Here is a 23,905-nt window from a genome sequence, read left to right on the forward strand (position 1 = left end):
AATGACTTGTTCCCCAGTATGAGAAAAGCACTATTATTTCTTTTGATCACAGCTTTTAGTGGATGGATTTATTCGCAGAACGAAGTTTTGCGCGTAGAGCCCGCCAATGTGGTGAAAGAGGTTTTGGTGGATGATCTCGACGAGGACTACCAGGATATTACTACCGTTACTGTAACAAATACTTCCCGCCGGACGATTCAACTCGTGCAGAGTCAACGTATTGCTAAGAAGCCGGACGCCTGGTCTTACGGCACTTTCTCTCGTCGGGCGCGAACCTCCCCTTACGTCCTTTCGGAGGCGGAGCGGGAAAATGGTCGGCCGGTACGGCTGGCTCCCGGGGAGTCCGCCAACTTCGTTGTTGTATTGCAACCAGATGGAATTAGTGGAATGGGAACCGTAGAGGTTCTCTTTTCGGATTTAACGGTGCCGGGTAAGACCCTGTCCAAGGGGACTTTCTCCACTAAGATCATGCGTCGCCCGCAGGTAGATGCCAGTGATCCACCCGCTACGGGTAGTCAGACTGCGGCTCCCTCGGAATCAAGACCGGTGGCAACTACCGTCCGGCTTTTCCCCAACCCGGCCCGGGAACGTTTCTTTGTGGAAACTCCTCCGGGGACAAAGCTCGGCCGCGTTGAAGTTTCCAATGCACTTGGCAATCGTTTACGGAAGTACGATCAGCCCGCTGGCAAGGCAGGTTATGAGATCAAAGATCTGCCCGATGGACTGTACCTGATTACTATTTACGATGAATCAGGCAACAAGCTGAAAACACTGCGGCTCTTGCACCGGCGGTTTGGCGCGTAAGACGGTAGCCATGGCTTACGGCTAATGATTATAAGGAAGTAGCCATTGGACTTTCTCTTTTTAATGCCCGCCCGTATTCGATAAGAAAGGTTGATCTTTGGGAACTAATTCTCCCCAACGAACTTTCTTACGGCCATGATTGCTGCCAATTTTACCACCGAAGTACGGGCCGAACTGGCCAACCTCCGCGCCGCCGCCGCGGGGCTGAACCGATTACCCGCCGGGCGATTAAACGATTGTTTGACGACCCTGGCTGAACTCACGGAGAAAAATATCCTCCCGCTGCTCGGGGCCAACGCTAAAGATCTGGCCCGGATGGATCCGGAGAACCCGAAGTACGATCGGCTGCTGCTCAACGAAGAGCGTTTGCTGGCCATCGCCGCGGATCTGCGGCGGGTGGCGGCTTTGCCCAGCCCGCTGGACCAAACGCTGGAGCAATCCACCCTGGCCAATGGCCTGGAATTGCGCCGGGTGAGCGTCCCCATCGGAGTAGTGGGCATTGTGTTTGAAAGCCGGCCCAATGTAACCTTCGACGTGTTCGCCCTCAACCTGAAGGCCGGTAATGCCTCCGCTCTTAAGGGGAGCCGGGACGCCCGGGACAGTAACCTGGCCATCAAAAAGCTCATCGACGAGGCCCTCTCCGCCTGTGGGCTACCCGCTGCCTGCTACCTCGCTCCGGCGGAGCGGGAAGCACTGAAGCCCATCCTGGAAGCGGACGGACTGGTGGACGTCATCATCCCCCGCGGCAGCCAGGGGTTGATTGACTTCGTGCGGGCAAATGCCTCCGTGCCGGTTATTGAGACGGGAGCGGGGATTTGCCACACCTACGTAGATCAGGAGGCAGAGCTGGAGTGGGCCAAAACCATCATTACGAATGCCAAGAGCCGGAGGGTCAGTGTTTGTAATTCCCTTGATTGTATACTTATACATCGCACCTGCGCCAGCGCCCTGCCGCAGCTGTTAGAAGAACTGGGCCAGCAGCACCGCTGTGAAGTCTTCGCTGACGAAGAAGCCTATGCCTCTCTTGACGGGCATTATCCCGAAGTATTACTTCACCGGGCTACTGAAGAAAGCTTCGGAACGGAGTTCCTCAGCATGAAGTTATCCATAAAAGTTGTGGACGATATCAGCGAAGCTATCGCCCACGTAGAGCGCTACGGTAGCCGGCACAGTGAAGCCATCGTTAGTAATAACGAGGCCAACATCAGACGGTACCTGAGAGAAATCGATGCCGCCGTCGTCTACGCCAACGCCAGCACGGCTTTCACCGATGGTGGGCAGTTCGAGCTCGGCGCTGAAATTGGTATCAGCACCCAAAAGCTGCACGCCCGTGGACCAATGGGGCTGGTCGCACTCACCAGTTATAAGTGGCTGGTGGAGGGACAGGGACAGGTGAGGTAGTATTGTAGACGGTAGAGCGGTAGTCTGTAGAACGATAAAGTACCATCTACAGATTACCGTCTACAGACTACCACCTACAGACTACCGTCTACATCACTACAGACTACCGTCTACTTAAAGATCCATCACCATCGTCATCGTCTTCCCGTCGAAGGCGACCGTTCGGAAGCCCATGCGCTGATACCACTGGGCGGCGTGGTTGTCTCCATGAACGGAGAGGGAAACCTGTTTGTCTCCGCGTTCCCGGAGTGCATTCAGGAAATGATCCATTAGCTGTTGGCCGATTCCTTCTCCCCGCATCCCTTTTTTTACGGCAACGCCAAACTCAGGTACATCGGCACTAACGAAGCCATACCCGGGCTCTTCCTGGTCGAAGCGTCGGGACCAAACGATAGCAACGGGCTCTTCCCCGCGCATGGCAACGAAGCCCAGGTCTCCTTCCCGCCCCCAGTATTCGTAGTAGCGCCTCAACTCCGGCGAGCGGGTAGCTTCAAAGGTGAGGGGTGCCTCCCCGGGAGGGGTGTAGAAAGAAGCATGGAACATCTCGTGAAAGAAGGCCGTACTGGTACTCTCAAGTGGTTTGAAGCTAAGCGTCATAGTGGTGGTGGCTAGGGAAAAAGAACAGAATGTTAATCTGAGCCAGGCTCAAAGGAAGCCCAAAGTGAATAAAAATCATGGAAAGGCCAAACGGCACCTCCGGTCAGAAGTCGAAATTGTAGGGATCGGGGCCAAATCGATGACCGCGTTCCAGTTCATCGATCGCCACCATGTGTTCTTCGGAAATTTCGAAATCGAAAATGTTTCCGTTCTCCTTTATGCGGCTCTGGTTGCTGCTCTTGGGGATAACAATGATATCATTTTGCAGGCACCAGCGAAGAATAATCTGCGCGGGAGATTTGCCGTAGTTGGCAGCGATCTCTGCGAAGAGAGGCTCTTCTTTGAATTTACCCTGCATGAGTGGACTCCAGGCCGTGATGGCAATGTCATGAGCATCACACTCACTGATGGTGTCCGCCTGAACGAGGTAGGGGTGGTATTCAATTTGATTGACGGCGGGCAGGATTTCACCCTGTTCCAGAATGTCGGCCATGTGCTCAGGCATAAAGTTACTCAGGCCAATAGCGCGCACTTTGCCGTCCACCAAAGCTTGCTCCAGCTCCTTCCAGGCAGCTTCGTAGCCATTGACGGGCCAGTGGAGAAGCATCAGGTCCACGTAGTCTGTCTTCAGGCGCTGGAGAGATTCTTCCAGGGCTGCAGTAGTGCGGCCCGCACGGATGTCGTCGTTCCAGATCTTGGTGGTGAGCCATACCTGATCGCGGGGGACGGAAGCCGTACTTAGTGCCTGGCCGACGGCTTCTTCGTTTTTGTACACTTTGGCGGTGTCAATGTGGCGGTAGCCGGCATCGACGGCCCAGTGAATAGCGTCAATGGCTTCCTGGCCATTATCTACCTGCCAGACGCCGAGGCCAAGTTGGGGCATCTTCAGGCCGTTGTTAAGGGTGATCATTTGCATACGTTCTGCAACGCATGGATATTCCCCGTGGTTGTGTTTGGGCGCAGCCGCAGGTGCAGTTTTTTGTTGGAAGAGCAGGGGATAGAGGCTTTTCCCCCGGGGAGCCTGCGCGAGTTGTCCTTACGGTTTCTGGTTCAGGTACTGGCCAAAACGATCCATCACAATGGTATGCGCTCTGGCCTGAGTCATCACATAGAGGTACCAGGGTAAAGCCGGGACGAATTCGTGGATAGCGGAGATGACGAACTCTCCGTTCAGTACCCGCCGAAACTCCAGCCATCCGTAGTCTTTACGGCGAACGAGCCGGCCACCATTAATGTAAAACAACTGCCGGTCATCGTCGCTGCGGTCCGGAATAAACTGTAGCTGTAAAAGGGTAGTGGACCCGATGCGGAAGGAGGAAAGGTCTCCTTCGCTGTGGACGTTAATCAGCGTTCGGAAAAGAATGGGGAGCCACCGTTGATAAATTCTGGCAACGTAGGTTGCCGTATGTCCCATTGGGTTGGGCAATCGCTGAACGCTCCGGACGGTATTTCGCTCTGCCTTGGGGCCGCGTACGCGCTCGGGCAGAGGGGGAAGTTCTTCTTTCCCAAAGAGTGCTCGTCGGGCAGCCGTGAGGAAATCTTTGCGGTCAGGAAATTGATCCAGTAATTTATTAGGGGTGGCCACCAGGTCATGCCGCAGGCTTTCTACCAGAGGGGAGACCAATTCTCGGCTGGTGTCCGTAAACAGAGCAACCCAGAATTTTGACAGCCCGGGGCTGAAGAACCGAACCGGCCGGATGATTCTCTTCTTGCCGAGCAGATCCGCTACTGTGCGGATCATGTCCATATAAGTTGTCGGGTTTGGCCCACCGATATCGTAGTGTTGGTGATAAGTCTCCTCGCGGCCGATGCAATACTCCAGCATCCGCAAGGCATCGTCCAGTTCTACCGGCTGAGTATCCGACTGGCACCAGGACGGACAGATGAGCACCGGTAATCTTTCTACCAGCTTTCGGATCATGGTGAAAGAGGAGCCCTCCGCACCAACAATGATTCCTGCCCGCAGCGCGGTTACGGGGACGCCGGTAGCTCCCAGGGTTACTTCCACTTCATACCGGCTGCGCAGGTGTCGGCTCATGTCTTCTACGGCTTCGTAATCTGGCAGAATGCCGCCCATAAACAAGATTTGCTTTACCCCGTTGGCTCTCGCGGCCCGGGCGAAGTTGTCGGCTAGTAGCAAGTCGGTATCCTCAAAGTTTCCCTGGTGCAGGCGGGTGGTTGGCTGCATGGAGTGGACGAGGTAGATGGCGTAGTCTGCTTCGTGGAGCGCTGCTTCGGTACTACTCAGGGAGTATAACTCGACCTGCCGCCACTCTGCTTTGTCATAGCCAGCCTCCGGCTTCATCTCACTTCTGCTCAGAGCGATGATGCGAAATTTCTCGTGGAACCGTTCAATGAACCAACGACCAATAAATCCGGTAGCTCCGGCAATAACGACTGTAGGACGATGCATACTCTTCTAAAGAGAGCGGGGCCCGGCAATGTTTTGCCGGGCCCCGCTCAAAGAATTTTTTTAAAGCCCTGAAGGGCTAATGACCGGAGATCAGAACCTCAGATCTTCCACATGGTAACCGGGGTAGGATGCTTTGTTGAAAGTGAAAACCTCATCCCCCAGGGCAACGTTGCCGTTCGTTTTATCCAGGTGGAAAGCGAAACTTGACCCGTCACGGCTAAAGGCTTTTACCGTTACTAACTCTTTTTTAGCGGCGTCAATCAAAAGACGAAGCTTCGTGAATTCACTGTTGTCACGATCAACGGGCTTTAATTCAATGGTCGTCAGCTTGCGGCCTTTTACGGCTTTTTCACCCTGAAAGGCGAGAATAAAGTTATCCCCTTCGTAAAAGCTGAAGAGTGTTTGGGGGGTCAGCATGCCGTTAGTCTCACCGTCTTCTGGCAGGTTATTGATCATTACTTCTTTGTTTGCGTGCTGAATCAGGTAAGCCGCTTCTGCATTAATGATCCCTTCCTGATCTCCGAGTTTGAAATGGACTTCGTCTCCACGACGACTTAAGGCGCCTTTTTGCGTCTCCATCGGATTATTGGGCAAGGTGATGTCCAGACGGAAGTCGGCAGACAGGGTTGAGTATGCATCGTACTTTTTTCTCAGACTGTTGACCAGTTTAATGGCTTCGGGGTCGCTATCACTGGTAGAGGTGTACTGTTTGTCTTGTGCCTCCAGAGAAAGGGAAGCAAACAGGGCAAAAACAAGGGCTAATAAAGTAATGCGCATGTCAAATTGTGTTATTGGTATACTCTTAAACGCATTACTTCCTCAAGTGATGTCAACTCTTTGGTTAATGTGTCGTTAAAGCCTGAGATTTTAACTATTCAAAATAAGTGTGTACATTGTTATAGGCTGCACTATTTGTTTGTTCGAACATATTATTTTTATTGAGAATCAAGCCCTTAGCTACCCTTTAGAGTTGGCTCAGAAATAGGAAATAGTGCCTCCGCTCTCTTTTTTTTACGTGACCTAAGTCCAGCAACAACACAAGCATTAGTAATATAATATTTTTAAGCAACGTTTATGATCTCTGATATGAATCCTGCTGGTGAAACATCCGGTGAAGAGACAAACTTACAGCAGTTACGTTATAACCTTTTTCAATCTGCAAGTTGGTTAAACAGTAATATTCGGAAATTTCTTGATCCCTTTGCGATCACCCCCAAGCAGTATAACATTTTGCTGACGCTGGAAAGCCGCAACCCGGAGTCGTTATCGATTCAGGAGGTTCGGGAAAGCCTGGCGGACAAAATGTCTGATGCCAGTCGGCTTATTGATCGTCTGGAAAAGAAAAATTACCTTGAAAAGTTTCCGTCTGACTATGACCGCAGGAGCAACCGGGTTCGCATTACGGAAGCTGGCCAGAAACTGCTGGTCCAGATTAACTCCCGCCGGGAAGCATTAGACGAGGTTTTGCTTCAGCGCTTGAAGCCAGAGGAGGTGGTTCAGTTAAACGAGCTTCTTTCCCGTCTTAAGTAACAATTAAAAACGCGTGGAGGAGTTAGCTAACTAAAGTTTCTTACCGAACCCGTTTAAAGTTTAAATGGGTACACCGTATACGGTACAAGTTTCTAACTTTAAGCCATGAATTTACCGGCTCGGATGGCTTGGCGATATCTTTTCGCCCGCAAGTCTACCAACGCGATTAACATCATTACCCTCATTGCCGCTACGGGCGTAGCGATTGGGGCGGCGGCGTTAATTCTTTTATTGAGTGTCTTCAATGGGTTTGAAGACATTTTTCTGGGCCTGTTCAACAACCTTAACCCCGATGTTCGGATCGAAGCCGCTGAAGGCAAATCCTTTGATCTGGATAAGAGCACACTGGAGTCGCTTTACCGGCTGGACGGTGTAGTGGAAGTTTCTCAGACGCTTGAAGAAACGGCCATTTTCAGCTATGACGGTAAGCAGAGCGCTGGCCGGATCAAAGGGGTCGATAGCCTTTATCCTTTGATTAATGGTATTGATTCAATGGTGAGAGAAGGTAGCTACGACCTTGATTTGCCCGAGAGTAAAAGATTTGGCGCATTGGTGGGTAACCAGTTATCTATCGTACTGGGCGTTGACCCCTTAAATCAGTTTCAGCCACTAACGGTGTTTATGTCCCGGCCTAAGCCCCGTGGAGGAGGTTTTCTGACAACCGGGCGCAGCTCCTACCTCCGGCGTGAGTTTCAGCCAACGGGTATTATCCGTAGCCAGGAAGCATTCGAAAACCAGGCGGTCCTGATCAAGATCGAAGAGGCCAGAAAACTGCTAAGTCTCTCTGATTCCACCGTAACTTCTTTAGAGGTGAAACTGGCTCCGGGTTTTGATATTACGGATACTTACGATCGGATTCAGTCGGTCATGGGGCCTGCCTTCAGTGTTAAAGATCGCTATCAGCAGGAGAACAGTATTCTGAAGCTCATGCAGGTAGAGAAGTGGGTAGGTTTTGCAATTGTTTCCCTGATGATGATACTGATCAGTTTCAACCTTGTGGGCGCTCTCTGGATGATTGTTTTGGAGAAAAAACGGGACATTACTATTCTGCGGAGCCTGGGGATGACGGCTAAAGACATCCGTACGGTCTTCCTGCGGGTAGGGCTTTTGCTTTGCAGTATTGGCCTGTTGCTGGGTTTTCTGTTGGCCACGGTGCTTTACGTAATCCAGAAGACGACAGGATTGATCAGCCTTCCGGGCACTTTCATGGAGGCTTATCCCATTTCATTCCGCTGGATGGATTTTCCGGTGGTTGCCATCACGGTATTGGGCATTGGCCTGTTGGCTTCCGTACTTCCTGCTATCCGTGCAGGAAAGATTGGGGCAGTGGTTTCCGAAGAGTAGCTTTACTTCTTCAAGTCCAGCTAAAACCGAAAGAGTGACCGGGTGGGTTGGCCAGGTTGGGCGCTGCTGGGGAAATGTACAAAGCAACGGTTAGGCTTACTCGCTCGTCGTTAGGGTGTTTCCGTTAGGATTTTCACTAATACACCCCACCTGCCATGCCTTTTACCCGCCATCGTTACCCTTTGCTGGTAACTACCCTGCTGTTTTTACTCTTCCCCTGCACCTGCATTCGTGCCCAAAACCCCTCAGGTGGGCAGACAGTAAAAGGAGTGGTTGTTGATAAAGAGTCTTTACTTCCCCTCATTGCCGCATCCATCTATGTTGTCGGGTCAGAACCTCCTCTGGGCGCAACGACAGACGAGAACGGTCGCTTCCGGATTGAAAATGTCCCACTTGGCCGGCGCAGCCTGATCATCTCCAGTATTGGTTATGAAGATGGCGTAGTGCAGGAAATTGTGGTTGGTAGTGGTAAGGAGGTTGACCTGAAAGTACAGCTCACAGAATCTCTGATTGACCTTAGTACAATAGAAGTAGTCACTACCCGCCTGAATGGTACCCCAAACGACGAAATGGCTACTGTTTCGGCACAATCATTCAGTGTGGAACAGACCAAACGCTATGCTGCGGCCATCAATGACCCGGCAAGAATGGCCTTGTCTTTCGCAGGCGTTGCTTCCGGTGATGATGAGTCTAATGAAATTATTATCCGGGGTAATAGTCCCCGGGGACTGCTTTGGCGAATGGAAGGCATTGAAATACCCAACCCTAATCACTTCAGTGAAGAGGGCGCCAGTGGTGGAGGCATCAGCGCGCTCAGCGTCAACGTACTGGCCAATAGCGACTTCTATACCGGTGCCTTTCCGGCACAGTACGGTAATGCCAGTTCCGGCGTATTTGATCTGCGTTTGCGAGAGGGAAATAGCGACAAACGGGAGTATGCCTTTCAAGCGGGTGTTCTGGGGATTGATGTAGCAGCTGAAGGGCCAATCGGGCCGAAGGGAGGTGCTTCTTATCTGGCGAACTATCGTTATTCTACCCTGGCTGTTCTGGAGAGTTTTGGGGTGACCATAACCGGAGAGGGGAGTAGGACGACTTTCCAGGACGCTACTTTTAAGCTTCATTTTCCGAATAAGAAAGGCGGCTATTTGTCCGTATGGGGGCTGGGAGGCATCAGTGGTGACCGGTTTCAACTGGAGGGAGACCCGGAAACATCAAGCTTCCAATCTAATCGGGGCGTTGTGGGGGTGAACTATTTTCACCGGCTGAGTGAAAAGAGCTATCTCGAAAGCATCGTCAGTTACTCCGCTACGCGCAGTGACGACGATTATAATAGTGGGCGGGGCTTTGTGTTTGATGATCGCTTCGTGAACCGGGCGCTGAGAGGAAGTCTGCGCTACAACCAAAAGGTAAACGCCCGGCAAACCTTCCAGGCAGGAATAATCGGTCATCAGCTTGGCTATGAATTGCTGGAAGAAATCGTGAGTAACGGAGAGCGAACGACTAATTTATCTCAGGATGGAAACACCTATTTCTTACAGGGCTACGCGCAGTATAAATACCGACTTGGAACAAACGTGACGGCTACCGGCGGAATTCATGCCAGCTACTTTGGGCTGGAGGGGCAACAGAGCGTGGAGCCACGTCTCGGGCTACGATGGAATTATAAGCCAGGCCATTCTGTTAATTTCGGGGCGGGCCTGCATAGTCGACTGGAAGCGCTCTCCGTCTATCTGGCTGAGGTGGAACAGCCCGACGGTAGCAGGCAACGTCTTAACCGGGGATTACCCCTTCAGCAGGCCGCTCACCTGGTGGTGGGGCATAATTGGAGGTTCCACAAAAACTGGCGCTGGAAGGTGGAAGCTTACTATCAGGAGATTAGTAAAGTCGCAATTGCAACGGCAGAGGTTACGGATCCGTATGGTGTGACGGAGTCATCCATCAATTTCTCTGATGGCTTTGAGACTGCGGAGCTTGCCCCGGACGGAACGGGGCGCAACTTTGGTGTCGAAAGCACCGTAGAGCGATTCTTTACCGGCGGGTGGTACGCGCTGGCGGCGACCTCTCTTTTTCGTTCGCGCTATACTCCCAGGGATGGAATTGAGCGACCAACCCGGTTTGCGTCAGACTTTGTGCAGACTGTACTGGCGGGTAAGGAATGGACCATCGGTAAGCAAAAGATCAACACCATTGGCCTGAACCTGCGGCTGAGTTGGTCCGGCAATAACCGCGAAGCGCCCATCGATCTGGCAGCGTCCCGGGCCGCAGGGAATACCGTCAGAGACTGGGCCAATAACTATGGATACAGTCTGCCAAATTACTTCCGCTTTGATACGGGCATCCGTTATCGGAAAAACAAAGGGAGTCGGAGTTGGGTACTCTCGTTGGATATTCAGAATGTGACGAACAGAGACAATGTCTTCCGGCAATTTTACAACCCCCGGCTTGATCAAGTCAGCTCCCTGACTCAACTGGGGTTGATCCCGATCATTAACTACCGGCTGGAGTTTTAGGAGCTTGCTGAAATAGTAGCGTGGATATAATACAAAAGCGACCTGCCATCAGGATTCAGGCTATGGTAGCGCCGGATACTGGTGGCAGGTCGCTTAAGTTCCTGTTGAAAGGAATAAAGGCCTGATGGGGCAGATGAAAAATCAGGCAGCCGTCATGCCTGCTTCTCCGCGGTAAAACTCACGGAAGCTGATCATACGTTGCTTTTCCTCATCCCAAAGCTTGTTGAACATCATGGGGAGGCTCTCAAAGAAAGAGATCTTGGTTACGTAGCGCTGTAGTACGGGGTTCTCCTTTGCACAACGGCGAAGGTTGTAGTTAGGAATACGGCTGCTGAGGTGGTGAATATGGTGGTAGCCAATATTACCCGTCAGGAAGTGTAGTACCCTTGGTAGCTTATAAAAGGTAGCTCCTTTGATGGCTGCGGCGAGGTAGTCCCAATTCTTAGTCCACTGCATATAAGTGTGCTCGTGCTGGTGCTGTACGTAGAAGAACCAGAAAGCAATAATGCCGAAGAAGAAAATGATGGAGCCCTGTACGATCAGGAAGGCTTTCCAGCCAAGCAGGAAGCCCAGGCCTACGTAAACCAGTCCGATCAAAATATTATTGATGTGCTGTTTGCGGTGAATGGGGTTCCAGCCTTCAAAGCTGATCCGTGGAATACGGAGTACAACCCCAAGGTAGATGACCGGTACGATCATGAATAGAACTACGGGAGAGCGGAACAAGCGGTACTTAAAGCGGCCCCATTTAGAAAGTTCCCGGTATTCATCAACGGTAAGGAAGTCGATATCGCCGATGTCCCGATGCTCTAATTGGCCGGTATGGCCATGGTGATAGCTATGCACCCGGGCCCAATAGGTGTAGGGGATGGAGCTGAAAAAGGAACAAACGAAACCAATGACATCGTTGACCTTACGCTTTTTCAGAAAAGAGTAGTGGCCGCAATCATGCTGAATGATGAAGATACGGACCAGGAAAAAGGCATTAAGCGCACCAAGAGCGAGCGTAAGCCAGATAGAGTAATCTACGCTGAAGTACATAGCAATCCACAGGGCAACAAAAGGCCCGAAGCTGCTGAATAACTGGCCAATGGCGCGACCAGTGTCCGCTTTTTGATATTTGGCGACGATTGATTTCCAGTTCCGAAGACCCTGGTTAATCTCTTCTGCACCTGTCTTGATGGAGTTCTCCACGCTTTGGATAGTTTTGAGTATGAATGGTTAAGGTAGCCTAGGTGTAATTCAAAAACACCGCAAGATACAACTACACTACGGCACCTTCCAACTGATTGTTGTGCCTGAAACAAAATAGTGACCCCGGAATGACGGACAAACCATCATTCCGGGGTCGGAAATTAAGGCAAAGGAGACTTGATGGCTAAGACTTCATCAGCAAAAAGCCAACTGCTTTCCTTCCTTGTCCCTTTTCTTTGGAAGCGTCAGGAGCGTCTGCACGGTGAGAACCGCCTCGCTTACCTTTCTTTCCTTTTGCAGCTCTGCCCTTGCCTTTTGCCATGCCTTCCGGGAGGTAAGATTCGACCACATCTCGCTTCTGCTGTTCCCACTTTTTCATTTGTGGAGCTAACTTTTCCCGGATGCGTGCCATTTCTTCCGCGTACTTATCAGCAAGTGCCTGGGCTTCAGCAATGTCAGCTTTGTGGGCTTCTTTCCACTCAGTTACCGCCGCTTTGTGAGCTTCCCGGTCCGGGCGATCTGCCTGGTTTCCCCGGTCAGGACGCTGGCCTCTTGTGCCTTTCTCTCTTTTCTGTACCATTGGATTAGTGGCGTACACCGCACGCAGCCGATCAATAGCCACCTTGTCCTCTTCGCTGATGAACTGGTCCAGCTGGCCGCGGGCAGCGGAAACTACCTGCCGGGCTTCTTCCTGTATCTTTTTGAGGTCAGCTTTAAGCGCTTCTCTATCTACGTTAGCCATGGCTTCCTTGCGGGCTTCCTTAAGTTCGGTAAGCTTAGTACGCTGCTCCGGAGTAAGGATGCTTTCCATCTCGGTGCGGGATTCTTCCCGTAGCTTTTTCATTTCTTCCCGGCTGGGACGTTGCTCGGGGTTAGCCTTGCGGAGAGCCTCCATTTTTTTTCGATCTTCCTGGCGCAGCTCCTTTAATTTTTGCTGCTGTTCCGCCGTCAGCTCAAGCTCGGCAAAGGGAACTTTCGCCTCGCCACCTTTTCCATGGCGTTCCTGAGCACTTAAGGCTGTTGTGACCAATAGGAGTAACATGGTCGTGATCATCATCAATTTACGCATAACATCTTTATTTATGGTTCGATGATTGGACGGTACAAAAGCTCAGGCGTTTAATCGAAGGCAAATAATTTTTTCATCTTGTCGAAAATAGCAGTGTTCTCAAAGATGCCGGAAAAATGCTCTGACCCCGGCCCGTAAGCAAAGACAGGAATAAGGTCTGCCGTATGGTAATCAGAAGTAAAAGCCCCGTCGATATTGTTGAGGGAAGAACCGTTTTGGATGGCGTAACCGCCGGTCTCATGATCCGCCGTTACGATTACCAGGGTCTCTCCATCAGCTTTGGCAAACTTAAGAACTTCACCAATTGCCTCGTTGAATTCAAGCATCTCCGAAATGATATATTCGCTGTCATTAGCATGACCTCCCCAGTCAATCTGTGCACCCTCGATCATCAGGAAGAAGCCCTTGTTATTACGGTCGCGCTTGTCCAGAAAATCCGGAGCAATTTTGACAGCAGGCAGCAGGTAGTCTCTGCCCTGAGCAACGGGAAGGGGCTCTCCGTCAGCGGTGAGGTATGCATAGTTTCTGGCGGGATCCGGCCGAAGGTCCTTAGCGTCCTTTTCCACAAAATTGTCAACTACGTAGTTACGCTTCTCCAGCTCTTTGGTCAGTTTTCGGTCGTCGCTTTTGCGCCGGTCAAAGAATTTAGCCCCACCACCAATTAAAAGGTCAACTTCCGTTTTAAGAAAATCGGTAGCAATCTCTTCATAGTTTTTCCGCTGGCGGTTGTGGGCAACGAAGCTGGCGGGAGTAGCATGAACGATTGAACAGGTGGCAACCAGTCCGGTGGGCAAACCGGCCGCTTCTGCCAACTCAAGAATGGTGACTACCGGCATCGTATCCATTCCTACACCAACAGCACCATTATAGGTCTTTACGCCAGCACTGAAGGCCGTCGCTCCAGCAGCGGAGTCCGTGATCAGGTTGTCTCCGCTGTAGGACTTATGCAGGCCAACTACCGGAAACTGCTCCAGGTTCAACTTATTATTGTTGCTGTACATCCCGGCGGAAATTTGGGTCACTCCCATGCCATCACCGATCATCAGGATGATGTTTTTCGGCCTGCGGGCTTTTGCGGCCGTTTCAACCTGCGGAGTATTGGGCGCAACCGCAGGTGCAGTGTCCGGCTCAGCGGGCAGTGTGGATGCATCCGTTCGGCCGGCTGCCGGCAATGTGTCCTGCGGAACGGGAGGGCAGGCGGTCAACAGCAGGCAAAAAACGGACAGTAGCGGGAAGACTCTTTTATTCATGGCGGCAAGATACGGAGGGTGCATCCTTATTAAGGTTAAGGGAAGGTAAACTTCAGCAGCATAGCCGGTACCGGTGCCCGGGTAATGCTGCAATGATTCCTTTCATTTCCAACATCAGTAAGGTGCCGGCCAGCTTGGCTGGCGGCTCCCGAAGGAGTTGGTGGAGCTCGTCAATTTCTACCCCCTCACGGTCCCGTAAATGGGCAACGACCGCCTGCTCCGCCGGTTCAAGATCATCAAAAAGGCGGCGCTGCCGCCCGGGGGCAACGCCCTTCCAGCCGAGGAGGTCGACGACGTCCTGCCCCGCCTCAATCAGATGGGCCTTACCATTTTTGACGAGCAGGTTACAACCTTCCGTCAGGGGGTCTCCGCCCCGTCCGGGGCAGGCGCCAACATGGCGACCCAACTCATGAGCCATCCGGGCTGTAATCATGGAACCGCCTCTGGCGGCAGATTCTACCACAACGGTTATGTCAGACAGCATAGCGACCACCCGGTTGCGGGCCGGAAAGTGATCCTTCTCCGGCTTCATCCAAAAAGGATAGGCGGTAAGCACACCTCCGCCACCCTCCGCCAGTTGCCGGGCCGTTTTGGCGTGTGCTGAGGGGTAGATGTGGCCAAAACCACTGCCCATTACCGCCAGGGTAGGTAAGCCCGCTTGTAAGGAGCGGCGGTGAGCGTATATGTCTACTCCGTAGGCAAGGCCGCTAACGATCAGGGGGTTAAAATCCACCATCGGGTCAATCAGACGATCTACTTGCCGGGCACCGGCTGAGCTCATTTCCCGGGTGCCGACAATGCCGACAGTACGAGGGTTGTTCAAATCAGCGGCACCAGCGTAGTAAAGAATGGGCTGAGCGCCGGTGAAGGCCTTTAAGCGGCTGGGAAAATCATCATCAAGACAGCAGAGGATGCGAATGTCGTAGCGCTCGGCGTGCTCCAGAATGGCCTGGGCTTCCCGCTCGTGTCGCTCGCCGGCGAAGCTGGCGGCCGTTCGTTCGGCAATGCCGTCCACCGCACACAGCTCCTGCGTTCGCGCCCGGAAAACCTCTTCGGCTGTTCCAAAATGATGAATTAATGCCCGAAACAATTTCGGCCCGATATTGGGCACACGGCTAAGGGCTACCCGGGAGAATGTATCCGGATGCATATGATATTTCTTATTGTAAGAAAGAAAATGCCGTGAAAAGGTAATTAAAGGATGGGAGGGCTTAGAAAAGTTTGAACTTGCGCACGACAAAACAAATGTACGAAAAAGCAACAACATCTATTGCTGAGACAATAAAATTCTGTTAAGTCCGTAAATTTCGGAGCCTGACCGAAGGAAATGGTATATTTGTGCGTCTTTAAAAGGTAACTTTTCGACTTTGTAGCGTCTATACCATACGTCTTTCCATCCCCACTGAACAGTTTGAATTGTAATCTCGATGAATTTTTTTTCTCCACTTCTTGCTTGTCTGGCCTTCCTGTTGGTGTTCTCCACGGGCTGTGTCCGTGATGAAGTTGTCTCCATGGAAGACACCGAGCTGGAGCGTACCCTGATCCGGTTAAGTGAAGACAATAGCCTGGAGTCTTACATGCTTCCCGATGGCAGTAACCTGGCGGGTATTCCTGCCGGAACGGGCAACCCCCTGACCGCCGAAAAAATAGAACTCGGCAAGCTCCTGTTTTATGAAACGGCCCTTGGCCGGGATGCCATTCAGGAAGGAAGCCTTCGCACGTTCAGTTGTTCTACCTGCCACGTACCCGAAGCGGCCTTTACGGCTGGTGCTGCCCAGGGAATTGCTGACGGAGGTGCCGGCTTTGGTGAGTTTGGCAGTGGCCGGGAAATGGACAGCAACTACGATGAAGAAGATATTGATGCTCAGGGAGCCCGCCCGCTATCAATGCTGGGCGTTGCTTACGTAACGAACTCCATGTGGGCCGGTCGCTTTGGCGCCAACGGCGCCAACGCCGAAGTAGAAGAGGTCTGGGGTGTATTTGACCCGGACACTGAAGTAAATCATCTCGGCCTTGACGGCCTGGAAGCGCAAAATATCGAAGGAACGGTGACCCACCGTATGAGTACGGACGAGTACCTGCTCGATACCCTGGGCTACCGCCGCTATTTCGATCGCGCATTTCCCGAGTTCGAAGGCGAAGCCCGCTATGGCCGCGTTGCCATGAGCTTTGCGCTCTCCGCTTATATCCGCACACTACTGCCGAGTGATGCGCCCTGGCAGAAATGGCTCAAGGGAGATAAGGATGCCCTCACGGAAGTGCAAAAACGCGGAGCGACCCTGTTTTTCGGTAAAGCTGGCTGCTACCGTTGCCACAATGGCCCCGCCCTGAACGGTAACACCTTCCATGCCATTGGCGTCAATGACCTCTGCGATATCCCCGGTGCCCGCCGCACGGGAATCGATGATACCCGAAACCTCGGACGCGGAGACTTCACGCGCCGCAATGAAGACATGTTCAAGTTTAAAGTGCCCCAGGTTTATAACGTAAAAGACATGCCCTTCTTCTTCCACGGCAGCAGTAAGCAGAGCCTGCGTGAAGTAGTAGAATACTTTAACGATGGCGTTGCCGAAAACAACCGGGTCCCCGCGAACAACATTTCCGATTTCTTCCACCCGCTCAACCTGACGGAAAGTGAAATCGATGACTTGACGGAGTTCCTCGCGGAAGGTCTTTATGACCCGAACCTGAGCCGCTACGTGCCCGAGGAAGTACTTTCCGGAAACTGCTTCCCGAATAGCGATGAGGCAAGTAAGGCGGATATGGGCTGTGACTAATCTTCCCAAATCCATCTGATCAAGAACCAGATCGAAGGCTTTGCCGTTCGGATGGATAGTGTCTTCTTCAACGAACATTTCTGCCGCTGATTCTGCCGTGCTGGCCCGTGGTTCTGACTGGTTCCACCAGCAGGGGTGGGAAGTATTTCCCTTTCAGCAGCAAAGCTGGGAGGCCTACCTGGCCGGCAAAAGTGGCCTGGTAAATGCCCCGACGGGTAGTGGGAAAACTTATTCCCTGATTATTCCGATCCTTCTGGAGTACCTGGCGGAGCAGCAGAAGAACGGGGGCGCGGCCGCAGGTGCAGGGGAGGGAACAAGCAGCAAGGCGGGAAAAATTGGTCTCCGGGCCATCTGGATCACCCCCATCCGGGCTCTGACACGCGAAATTCAACAAGCGGCGCAGCGCGCCGCCGATGACCTGGGGGTCTCCTGGCGCATTGATATCCGGTCCGGAGATACACCCACCGCCGAACGGACTAAGCAGCGGAAGAACCCACCCCAGATTTTGATCACCACCCCGGAAAGTCTGCACCTGCTGCTAAGCAGCAAGGGCTACGAAGACTACTTTAGTAACCTCCGATGCCTGGTAGCCGACGAATGGCACGAACTGATGGGGACAAAACGGGGCGTACTGCTCGAACTCGCCCTGAGCCGTATCCGTGCCCTGCGGAAAACGGACTTCAAAACCTGGGGCATCTCCGCCACTATCGGAAATATGCAGGAGGCCGCCGACGTACTTCACGGCCAACCTGCAACCTGCCCCCCGCAACCTGCAACCCCCAACCTGCAACCTGCAACCCCCAACCTGCAACCTGCAACCTGCAACCTGCTACCTGCAACCCCCAACCTGCCCCCCGCCATCATCCGTGCAGAAACCAAGAAAGAGACCGAGATCATCACGGTAATGCCCGATACCATCGAGACTTTTCCATGGGCCGGTCATTTGGGGATCAAACTGCTGGAAAAAGTGCTCCCCATCATTCATTCCTCCGGATCTACGCTCATCTTTACGAATACCCGGGTTCAGTGTGAGATATGGTACCAGCGGCTGCTGGAAGCGGACCCTGACCTGTCGGGGCAGATCGCAATGCACCATGGCAGCATCGACCGAAAACTTCGTGATTGGGTAGAAGATGCCCTGCACGAGGGCACGCTCAAGGCGGTCGTCTGTACGGCCAGCCTTGACCTGGGCGTAGACTTCCGCCCGGTAGAAACCATTGTCCAGATCGGCAGCCCGAAGGGAGTCGCCCGCTTTCTGCAGCGGGCCGGCCGCTCTGGCCACCGGCCAGGGGCGAAGAGCGTCATTCACTTCGTCCCTACCAATAGCCTGGAGTTGCTGGAAGCTTCGGCTCTACGCCGCTGCATTGAGGAAGGACGGATAGAGCAGCGGATGCCCTTTATCCGTAGCTTTGACGTACTGATTCAGTATCTCGTAACCCTTGCCGTTGGTGGAGGTTTTCGCCCTAAGGAGACGCTGGCGGAGATTCGCCAAACCTTCTCCTTCAGCTCCGTCTCCGATGAGGAGTTCAGCTGGTGCCTCGACTTTATCACGACCGGAGGAAATAGCCTTGGAGCCTATGACGAGTACCATAAAGTGGTGGAGGAAGACGGACTGTATAAAGTAGTAAGTAAACGAGTGGCGATGATGCACCGCCTTAGCATTGGCGCCATTGTGAGCGGGCAGGTGCTGATGCTCAAGTTTATTACGGGCGCGCGCATCGGCACCATTGATGAGTACTTTGTGTCAACTCTCAATACGGGTGATACCTTCTTTTTTGGCGGCCGGTCCCTGAAGTTGGTGAAGGTGAAAGGGACGGACGTGTTGGTCCGTCGCAGTCGGGCAAAAAAAGGGAAGATTCCCAGCTGGCACGGTGGCACGCTGCCGTTGAGCAGTCAGCTTTCCATCGGGCTGCGAGACGTGCTCGATGATCTGAAGCGGGGCAACTACCGGGATGCAGAGCTGGAAAAGCTGGCGCCGCTGGGCGAGGTGCAGGCGCGCCGCTCCGCCATTCCGGCCAGGGACGAATTGTTAGTGGAGTACTTTCAGGACAAAGAAGGTTATCACCTGCTGATGTACCCCTGCGAAGGGCGGGGCATTCACGAAGGATTGGCCAACCTTATCGCCTGGCGGATCGGACAGTTTGCGCCGATGACCTTTACGGTGGCCAGCAACGACTATGGCTTTGAAATTTTGAGCGATCAACCCATTCCCATTGAGGAGGCATTGGGCAGCGATCTGTTTAATACTAATGAGCTGGAAGCCGACCTGAACCAGGGGATCAACACGGCGGAGATGGCTGGCCGGCGGTTTCGGGATATTGCCGCTATCGCAGGGCTTGTCTTTAAGGGCTATCCCGGCAAAAAGAAAAAAGAGAAGCACCTGCAAAGTAGCAGCCGGCTGTTTTTTGAGGTCTTTACGGACTACGAACCGGACAACCTGCTGCTGTTGCAGGCTTACGATGAAACGCTGACCTTCCAGTTGCAGGAGGCGAGGATGCGGGCTGCACTGGACCGCATTAACGGGCAGAAGATCGTGTTCACACGGCCGCCGAAGGCGACGCCCTTTAGCTTCTCTCTCATTGTAGACCGTATGCGGCAGCGCGTTAGCAGCGAAAAACTAACGGACCGCATTAAGCGGATGCGGCTGGCGGTGGTAAGGGACTAGGGGGGGAGTCTTGTGGTCTGGTAGGCTACCGCATTTTGGCGGCAGGGGAGGGCGTAGCCAACAAAACACTGCACCTGCGTTCTGCGCCCAAAAAGTGGTCAGGAACTGAACCAAACTGACCTTCTTCCGATTAAACAAGTATGAGCCAACGCCCCATCATTTTCTGGCACCGTCGTGATCTCCGCCTGGAGGACAATGCCGGCCTGTACCGCGCCCAAAAAGCCGGTGGTCCGGTAATGCCAATTTTTATCTTTGACCGGGAAATACTGGATAAGTTACCGGAAAAAAAGGATGCCAGGGTGGAGTTTATTCATCAAAGCGTAACCGAACTGGCTGCGGCGTATCAGGAACATGGAAGTGATCTTCGTGTCTTTTACGGCCACCCCAAAAAGGTATGGAAGGCAATCATTGAGGAATACCAGCCCGGGGCAGTTTATACTAACCGGGACTATGAACCCTATGCCAAAGTGCGGGACCTGGCGGTGAAGGACTTGCTTGAGGAAGCAGGTGCCTCCTTTCATGACTTCAAGGATCACATTATTTTTGAAAGTGATGAAGTACAAAAAAACGACGGTGGGCCGTATACGGTCTTCACGCCCTACTGGCGTAAATGGCGGACGATATTGGACTCCCGGATGAGTCAGTTTGAGGGGGAGGAGCTGTCGTACTACCTGAAGCCTTATCCAAACACTAAGTATACTGACCGGCTACTTGCTGGAAAATCCGACCGTCCGGTTCCCTCACTGGCGGAAATGGGGTTTGCTCCTGCGGGTATCGACATTCCCCCGACGGAAGTGAGCCGAAAGCTGATCAGGACCTACGACGAGACCCGCAATTTTCCCGGAATCGAGGGTACCAGTCGCTTAGGGATTCATTTTCGGCACGGCACAATTTCCATCCGGGAAAAAGCCCGTCGTGCAATGGACCTGAACGAGACTTTCCTTAAGGAACTTGTCTGGCGGGATTTCTACTCCAACATTATTCAGTCTTTTCCCCGGGTAGTGGATGCTCCATTTAAAAAGGATTATGAAAACATCCCGTGGGAGAATAATGAGGCTGATTTTAAGGCTTGGTGCGCAGGCAAAACGGGCGTGCCGATTGTTGATGCCGGCATGCGGCAACTCAACGAAAGTGGCTGGATGCACAACCGGGTACGAATGATTGTGGCCAGCTACCTGACCAAACACCTGCTCATAGACTGGCGTTGGGGAGAGGGATATTTTGCGGATAAATTACTCGACTACGAACTGGCCAGTAATAATGGCGGCTGGCAATGGGCAGCTGGCTGTGGAACGGATGCACAGCCCTACTTCCGGATTTTTAACTACGATAGCCAGCAGAAAAAATTTGACGCAGACTACACCTACGTTAAGCAGTGGGTGCCGGAGTATGGAACGCCTGATTACCCGAAGGAGCCACTGGTAGAGCACAAATGGGGACGCGAACGAGCACTACGTGTTTATAAAGAAGCGCTGGCAGAAGCACGGGGAGAGAAACCGTAAAGCCAGCCCATGGGGTAAAAGTGGGGTTGACTTAGGTTGAAAGCAAAGGTATTTTTGCTGAATAATTCCTGAGAGACCAATGACACTACACCATTCCAATACCTTTCTGCTTCTACTTTTTTTACTTTCCAGTGCTGCATTGACGGCCCAGGCAAGGCTTAATCTGTTCACAGACTGTGAGTGCAACAAGACACTGCTGAAGCAAGAGCTGCAGTATGTTAATCATACCATTGACCCGACCAGTGCTCACGTTAGCCTTTTTATCGTTACGAACTATCTGAGCAATGGCGGACGGGTCTACGATCTGAGTTTCAAGGGGCAGGAGGACCTGTCCGCTAACCAGCTCCGCTTTAGGGTGGCTACAACGGCAGTTATGACCTCCCTGGAAAGAGACGAACTGTTGACCAACCGAATTAAGTTAGGGCTGGCAGGCTTTCTGGCCGGAACACCCTATGCAGATTTAGTAGAGGTAGCCGTTGCGGATATACCGGAAGAGGCAGAGGTTGAAGAAGTTGAAACAGAGGATAACTGGAACAACTGGATCTTTGATATAAATGCCAGTTTCCGTACAGAGAAAGAGAGTCAGCGGGGAAAGACGGACCTCCGCTTAGGCTTTGAAGCAGATCGCACGACACCTGAGCTGCGTATTCGTTTCCGGCCCAACTTCTTTTACCGGACACAAACAATCACGCAAACTGATGGCAGTGAATTGACTTCCGTCCGGCGGGACCTCTGGATGAATGCTTCCATCATCAAAAGTATTGGTAGTCACTGGTCGGTTGGCCTATTCAATAGTATGTCCTCTACAACCTTTCGTAACATTGATTACGGGCTTTGGCTGGCCCCGGCCATCGAGTATAATTTGTTCAACTATGATGAGGTTCCCTTTAAGGAATTTACCATTGCCTACCGGCTGGGCTGGACCCGTAATCAGTATACCGAAGAGACGGTGTTTTTCAAAACCGAAGAGAGTCTTGCCCGGCAGGTCCTGAATTGCGACCTGCGAATTCGTCAGCGGTGGGGGCAGGTCTTTGCGGGCATGTCTGCCGGGAACTACCTGAATGACTTTGCTAAAAACCGGTTTGCATTAAATGGCCGGGCGAACATCCGGCTCATTAAAGGCCTGTCTTTTAGTGTGGGAGGCAGCTACCAGATCATCAATGATCAAATCAGCCTGCCACGGGGAGAGGCCTCGGTGGAAGATATTCTGTTAGGACAGTCACAGTTGGCGACTAACTTCGAGACGGACGTAAACTTCGGTCTCAGCTACACCTTCGGCTCCCTGTTTAATAACGTGATTAATACACGCCTGTAAGTTGAGAGTTAAACAGGCAGGACTTTTCCCTTCCCTAAATAGCATAAAAAAGCGATCAGCGTTCATGCCCGTGGCTTGAATGCTGATCGCTTTTACTCCCCCTTTTGGAGGAAGTGAATACAACGGTGGCCTTCCTTAATGCTCCTTTTTAATGGGGAAGTATTAAAAGCCAGACGGTAAAAGAGGTCTATCCAAGACCAGTTGAACCAGTCTGCGAGCTAACGGCAAGCGCCGTCAATACACACAGTGCAAAAAGTGCTGCGGCGAGGCCCCAGGTGATCTTTTCGATCACGTCAGTAGAGCGGGAAGCTCCCAGCATTTGGTTGGCTTGTGAGCCGCCGAAAGTAGAGTCGATACCGCCACCCTTAGGGTTCTGTACGAGGACTACGAGCATAAGAAGCAGGCAAACGATGCCGGTCAGGATAGTTAGAAGGTTGACCATGGGGGATTATAATTTTTCCTTCAAATCATTGATAAGGCCCGCAAAGATCGTCTTTTTATCCGGATAAAGCAACATCAACCGGCGATACATCTTAATCGCGTTCTGGTATTGCCCCTGCTGGACTAACAATCGGGCCAAGGTTTCACTGGCTACATCATCCTGCGCCAGTAAGCTTCGGCGGGCGATCTTGTTTACGGATTCCCGCCCTTCGTCCTTTCGCTGAGCTTGCTGACGACGAATCCTCTTCAGGCGCTGCTGAAGGCCCGGAGAATGCGTGGTAACAAACAATTCTGGTCGCTCCGGTGCATCACTGCTTTGCTGAACGATGGGAGCAGGAGCTGGCAGGACGGATAAAAACGTGGCTGCATTCTCGACCCAATTATCAGTAGAGATCAGCACCTCTTCTTTATAACTATGGTCTGATGGTTCAGCATGCTGGCTGGGGGCTTCCTCTGTTGGGCTTTGCGTTGGTGCATCCGGAACAACAGGAATGTCTGTCTCATTCAGAACAGATGGTAGCGCAATGCTAATGGGAGGAGAGGTTTCAACGATAGGTTGCTCGTGTAGCTCTTCCAGCTCTTTCAGCTCCAGCGTCTCCGTTTCTTCAAGAAATTCTTCAGGCAGACTTGCGTCCAATTCACGGATGAGCTCATAAATGTGGGCCCGATCAAAAGTTGTGGCAGCACAGCGACTCAGATAAGCGGCCTCCTCGGGATGCCCTTCCAGATGGGTTTTCAGAAGCAGCAATAACCGGATATTGGCGGAATAGGGGAACTTCAGCGCAATCTCCTGCAGGTCCGTTAGCTGCAGTTGCAACAACGAATGGGGTTGATCAAGATAATGCTGAAACTCCTGTGCGGTCATTCTCTAAGGTCTGTCCCAAAGGTCTTGAATAAGTTCTGATTAAACAAGCAACAACTTTGAGACCAGCAAACATGTCTTTTTTCTTGAAGATTCTTTCATAGAACCCTGAATTTTACTACCTTAGCATTACAAAAGTGTTGAAAGATACTGTTGTTTAAGAATTTTGTGTTGTTCATAGTGTTTGTTATGTAGCCTTTAACTGTTCATGTTAAAGGCTTTTTTTATTCA

General features: G+C 52.2%; 19 protein-coding genes. 9 read left to right on the forward strand and 10 right to left on the reverse strand.

The window, feature by feature from the left end; genetic code table 11:
* Positions 1–18 precede the first annotated feature (18 nt).
* Both BM123_RS04365 and BM123_RS04370 read left to right on the forward strand, forming a co-directional pair.
* Positions 19–804, forward strand: coding sequence for a T9SS type A sorting domain-containing protein (locus BM123_RS04365; protein ID WP_090165673.1), 786 nt, complete (start codon positions 19–21; stop codon positions 802–804).
* Positions 805–939: 135 nt separating this feature from the next.
* Positions 940–2,205, forward strand: a complete 1,266-nt coding sequence (locus BM123_RS04370; protein WP_090165675.1) for a glutamate-5-semialdehyde dehydrogenase — start codon at positions 940–942, stop codon at positions 2,203–2,205.
* Positions 2,206–2,319: 114 nt separating this feature from the next.
* Here the strand turns inward: BM123_RS04370 and BM123_RS04375 are convergent, their stop codons facing one another.
* The 4 genes from BM123_RS04375 to BM123_RS04390 all read right to left on the reverse strand — a co-directional run bounded on the left by BM123_RS04375 (position 2,320) and on the right by BM123_RS04390 (position 5,992).
* A complete protein-coding gene (locus BM123_RS04375; RefSeq protein WP_090165677.1) occupies positions 2,320–2,802 on the reverse strand; it encodes a GNAT family N-acetyltransferase in 483 nt (160 codons plus the stop codon).
* 103 nt (positions 2,803–2,905) lie between these two features.
* A complete protein-coding gene (locus BM123_RS04380; RefSeq protein WP_245748422.1) occupies positions 2,906–3,712 on the reverse strand; it encodes an aldo/keto reductase in 807 nt (268 codons plus the stop codon).
* A gap of 126 nt (positions 3,713–3,838) precedes the next feature.
* Positions 3,839–5,215 carry an NAD(P)H-binding protein gene (locus BM123_RS04385; RefSeq protein ID WP_090165681.1) on the reverse strand — a complete coding sequence of 459 codons (1,377 nt, stop codon included), beginning with the start codon at positions 5,213–5,215 and terminating at the stop codon, positions 3,839–3,841.
* 90 nt (positions 5,216–5,305) lie between these two features.
* Positions 5,306–5,992, reverse strand: coding sequence for a LolA family protein (locus BM123_RS04390; RefSeq protein ID WP_090165683.1), 687 nt, complete (start codon positions 5,990–5,992; stop codon positions 5,306–5,308).
* A gap of 297 nt (positions 5,993–6,289) precedes the next feature.
* Here BM123_RS04390 and BM123_RS04395 point away from each other — a divergent pair, with 297 nt between their 5' ends.
* The 3 genes from BM123_RS04395 (at position 6,290) to BM123_RS04405 (ending at position 10,599) form a co-directional block, all read left to right on the forward strand.
* Positions 6,290–6,745 (forward strand): MarR family winged helix-turn-helix transcriptional regulator, encoded by a 456-nt coding sequence (locus tag BM123_RS04395; RefSeq protein ID WP_090165685.1) that lies wholly within the window; start codon positions 6,290–6,292, stop codon positions 6,743–6,745.
* A gap of 105 nt (positions 6,746–6,850) precedes the next feature.
* Positions 6,851–8,089: an FtsX-like permease family protein gene (locus tag BM123_RS04400; protein WP_090165687.1), complete on the forward strand. Its 1,239-nt coding sequence runs from the start codon at positions 6,851–6,853 to the stop codon at positions 8,087–8,089.
* 155 nt (positions 8,090–8,244) lie between these two features.
* A complete protein-coding gene (locus BM123_RS04405) occupies positions 8,245–10,599 on the forward strand; it encodes a TonB-dependent receptor (protein ID WP_090165689.1) in 2,355 nt (784 codons plus the stop codon).
* A 141-nt stretch (positions 10,600–10,740) separates the two neighbouring features.
* On the opposite strand, the gene BM123_RS04410 is transcribed toward BM123_RS04405, so the two are convergent.
* From BM123_RS04410 to dprA, 4 genes are all read right to left on the reverse strand, one after another.
* Positions 10,741–11,793 carry a fatty acid desaturase gene (locus BM123_RS04410; protein WP_090165691.1) on the reverse strand — a complete coding sequence of 351 codons (1,053 nt, stop codon included), beginning with the start codon at positions 11,791–11,793 and terminating at the stop codon, positions 10,741–10,743.
* Between the two features lie 184 nt (positions 11,794–11,977).
* A complete protein-coding gene (locus BM123_RS04415) occupies positions 11,978–12,862 on the reverse strand; it encodes a Spy/CpxP family protein refolding chaperone (protein ID WP_090165693.1) in 885 nt (294 codons plus the stop codon).
* A 50-nt stretch (positions 12,863–12,912) separates the two neighbouring features.
* The gene (locus BM123_RS04420; RefSeq protein ID WP_245748423.1) at positions 12,913–14,112 is read right to left on the reverse strand and encodes an alkaline phosphatase; all 1,200 of its coding nucleotides are present in this window, start codon (positions 14,110–14,112) and stop codon (positions 12,913–12,915) included.
* 52 nt (positions 14,113–14,164) lie between these two features.
* Positions 14,165–15,262, reverse strand: a complete 1,098-nt coding sequence (gene dprA / locus BM123_RS04425) for a DNA-processing protein DprA (protein ID WP_175489248.1) — start codon at positions 15,260–15,262, stop codon at positions 14,165–14,167.
* A 277-nt stretch (positions 15,263–15,539) separates the two neighbouring features.
* On the opposite strand from dprA, the gene BM123_RS04430 reads away from it, so the two are divergent.
* The 4 genes from BM123_RS04430 to BM123_RS04445 all read left to right on the forward strand — a co-directional run bounded on the left by BM123_RS04430 (position 15,540) and on the right by BM123_RS04445 (position 22,371).
* Positions 15,540–16,889, forward strand: a complete 1,350-nt coding sequence (locus BM123_RS04430; protein ID WP_090165697.1) for a cytochrome-c peroxidase — start codon at positions 15,540–15,542, stop codon at positions 16,887–16,889.
* A gap of 58 nt (positions 16,890–16,947) precedes the next feature.
* Positions 16,948–19,554 carry a ligase-associated DNA damage response DEXH box helicase gene (locus tag BM123_RS04435; RefSeq protein WP_217642089.1) on the forward strand — a complete coding sequence of 869 codons (2,607 nt, stop codon included), beginning with the start codon at positions 16,948–16,950 and terminating at the stop codon, positions 19,552–19,554.
* Positions 19,555–19,694: 140 nt separating this feature from the next.
* Positions 19,695–21,056: a cryptochrome/photolyase family protein gene (locus tag BM123_RS04440; protein WP_090165699.1), complete on the forward strand. Its 1,362-nt coding sequence runs from the start codon at positions 19,695–19,697 to the stop codon at positions 21,054–21,056.
* A gap of 79 nt (positions 21,057–21,135) precedes the next feature.
* The gene (locus tag BM123_RS04445; RefSeq protein ID WP_090165702.1) at positions 21,136–22,371 is read left to right on the forward strand and encodes a hypothetical protein; all 1,236 of its coding nucleotides are present in this window, start codon (positions 21,136–21,138) and stop codon (positions 22,369–22,371) included.
* Between the two features lie 187 nt (positions 22,372–22,558).
* On the opposite strand, the gene secG is transcribed toward BM123_RS04445, so the two are convergent.
* Positions 22,559–22,813 (reverse strand): preprotein translocase subunit SecG, encoded by a 255-nt coding sequence (gene secG / locus BM123_RS04450; protein ID WP_090165704.1) that lies wholly within the window; start codon positions 22,811–22,813, stop codon positions 22,559–22,561.
* A gap of 6 nt (positions 22,814–22,819) precedes the next feature.
* The gene (locus BM123_RS04455; RefSeq protein ID WP_139211761.1) at positions 22,820–23,677 is read right to left on the reverse strand and encodes a hypothetical protein; all 858 of its coding nucleotides are present in this window, start codon (positions 23,675–23,677) and stop codon (positions 22,820–22,822) included.
* Positions 23,678–23,905: the final 228 nt, after the last annotated feature.

It is taken from the genome of Neolewinella agarilytica, from assembly GCF_900110645.1.
GTDB lineage: Bacteria > Bacteroidota > Bacteroidia > Chitinophagales > Saprospiraceae > Neolewinella > Neolewinella agarilytica.

Bases quoted from the DNA above. Each gene is read 5' to 3' on its own strand.
- BM123_RS04365 (WP_090165673.1), top strand. From the start codon at position 19: ATGAGAAAAGCACTATTATTTCTTTTGATCACAGCTTTTAGTGGATGG.
- BM123_RS04370 (WP_090165675.1), top strand. From the start codon at position 940: ATGATTGCTGCCAATTTTACCACCGAAGTACGGGCCGAACTGGCCAAC.
- BM123_RS04375 (WP_090165677.1), bottom strand. From the start codon at position 2,802: ATGACGCTTAGCTTCAAACCACTTGAGAGTACCAGTACGGCCTTCTTT.
- BM123_RS04380 (WP_245748422.1), bottom strand. From the start codon at position 3,712: ATGATCACCCTTAACAACGGCCTGAAGATGCCCCAACTTGGCCTCGGC.
- BM123_RS04385 (WP_090165681.1), bottom strand. From the start codon at position 5,215: ATGCATCGTCCTACAGTCGTTATTGCCGGAGCTACCGGATTTATTGGT.
- BM123_RS04390 (WP_090165683.1), bottom strand. From the start codon at position 5,992: ATGCGCATTACTTTATTAGCCCTTGTTTTTGCCCTGTTTGCTTCCCTT.
- BM123_RS04395 (WP_090165685.1), top strand. From the start codon at position 6,290: ATGATCTCTGATATGAATCCTGCTGGTGAAACATCCGGTGAAGAGACA.
- BM123_RS04400 (WP_090165687.1), top strand. From the start codon at position 6,851: ATGAATTTACCGGCTCGGATGGCTTGGCGATATCTTTTCGCCCGCAAG.
- BM123_RS04405 (WP_090165689.1), top strand. From the start codon at position 8,245: ATGCCTTTTACCCGCCATCGTTACCCTTTGCTGGTAACTACCCTGCTG.
- BM123_RS04415 (WP_090165693.1), bottom strand. From the start codon at position 12,862: ATGCGTAAATTGATGATGATCACGACCATGTTACTCCTATTGGTCACA.
- BM123_RS04420 (WP_245748423.1), bottom strand. From the start codon at position 14,112: ATGAATAAAAGAGTCTTCCCGCTACTGTCCGTTTTTTGCCTGCTGTTG.
- dprA (WP_175489248.1), bottom strand. From the start codon at position 15,262: ATGCATCCGGATACATTCTCCCGGGTAGCCCTTAGCCGTGTGCCCAAT.
- BM123_RS04430 (WP_090165697.1), top strand. From the start codon at position 15,540: ATGAATTTTTTTTCTCCACTTCTTGCTTGTCTGGCCTTCCTGTTGGTG.
- BM123_RS04440 (WP_090165699.1), top strand. From the start codon at position 19,695: ATGAGCCAACGCCCCATCATTTTCTGGCACCGTCGTGATCTCCGCCTG.
- BM123_RS04445 (WP_090165702.1), top strand. From the start codon at position 21,136: ATGACACTACACCATTCCAATACCTTTCTGCTTCTACTTTTTTTACTT.
- secG (WP_090165704.1), bottom strand. From the start codon at position 22,813: ATGGTCAACCTTCTAACTATCCTGACCGGCATCGTTTGCCTGCTTCTT.
- BM123_RS04455 (WP_139211761.1), bottom strand. From the start codon at position 23,677: ATGACCGCACAGGAGTTTCAGCATTATCTTGATCAACCCCATTCGTTG.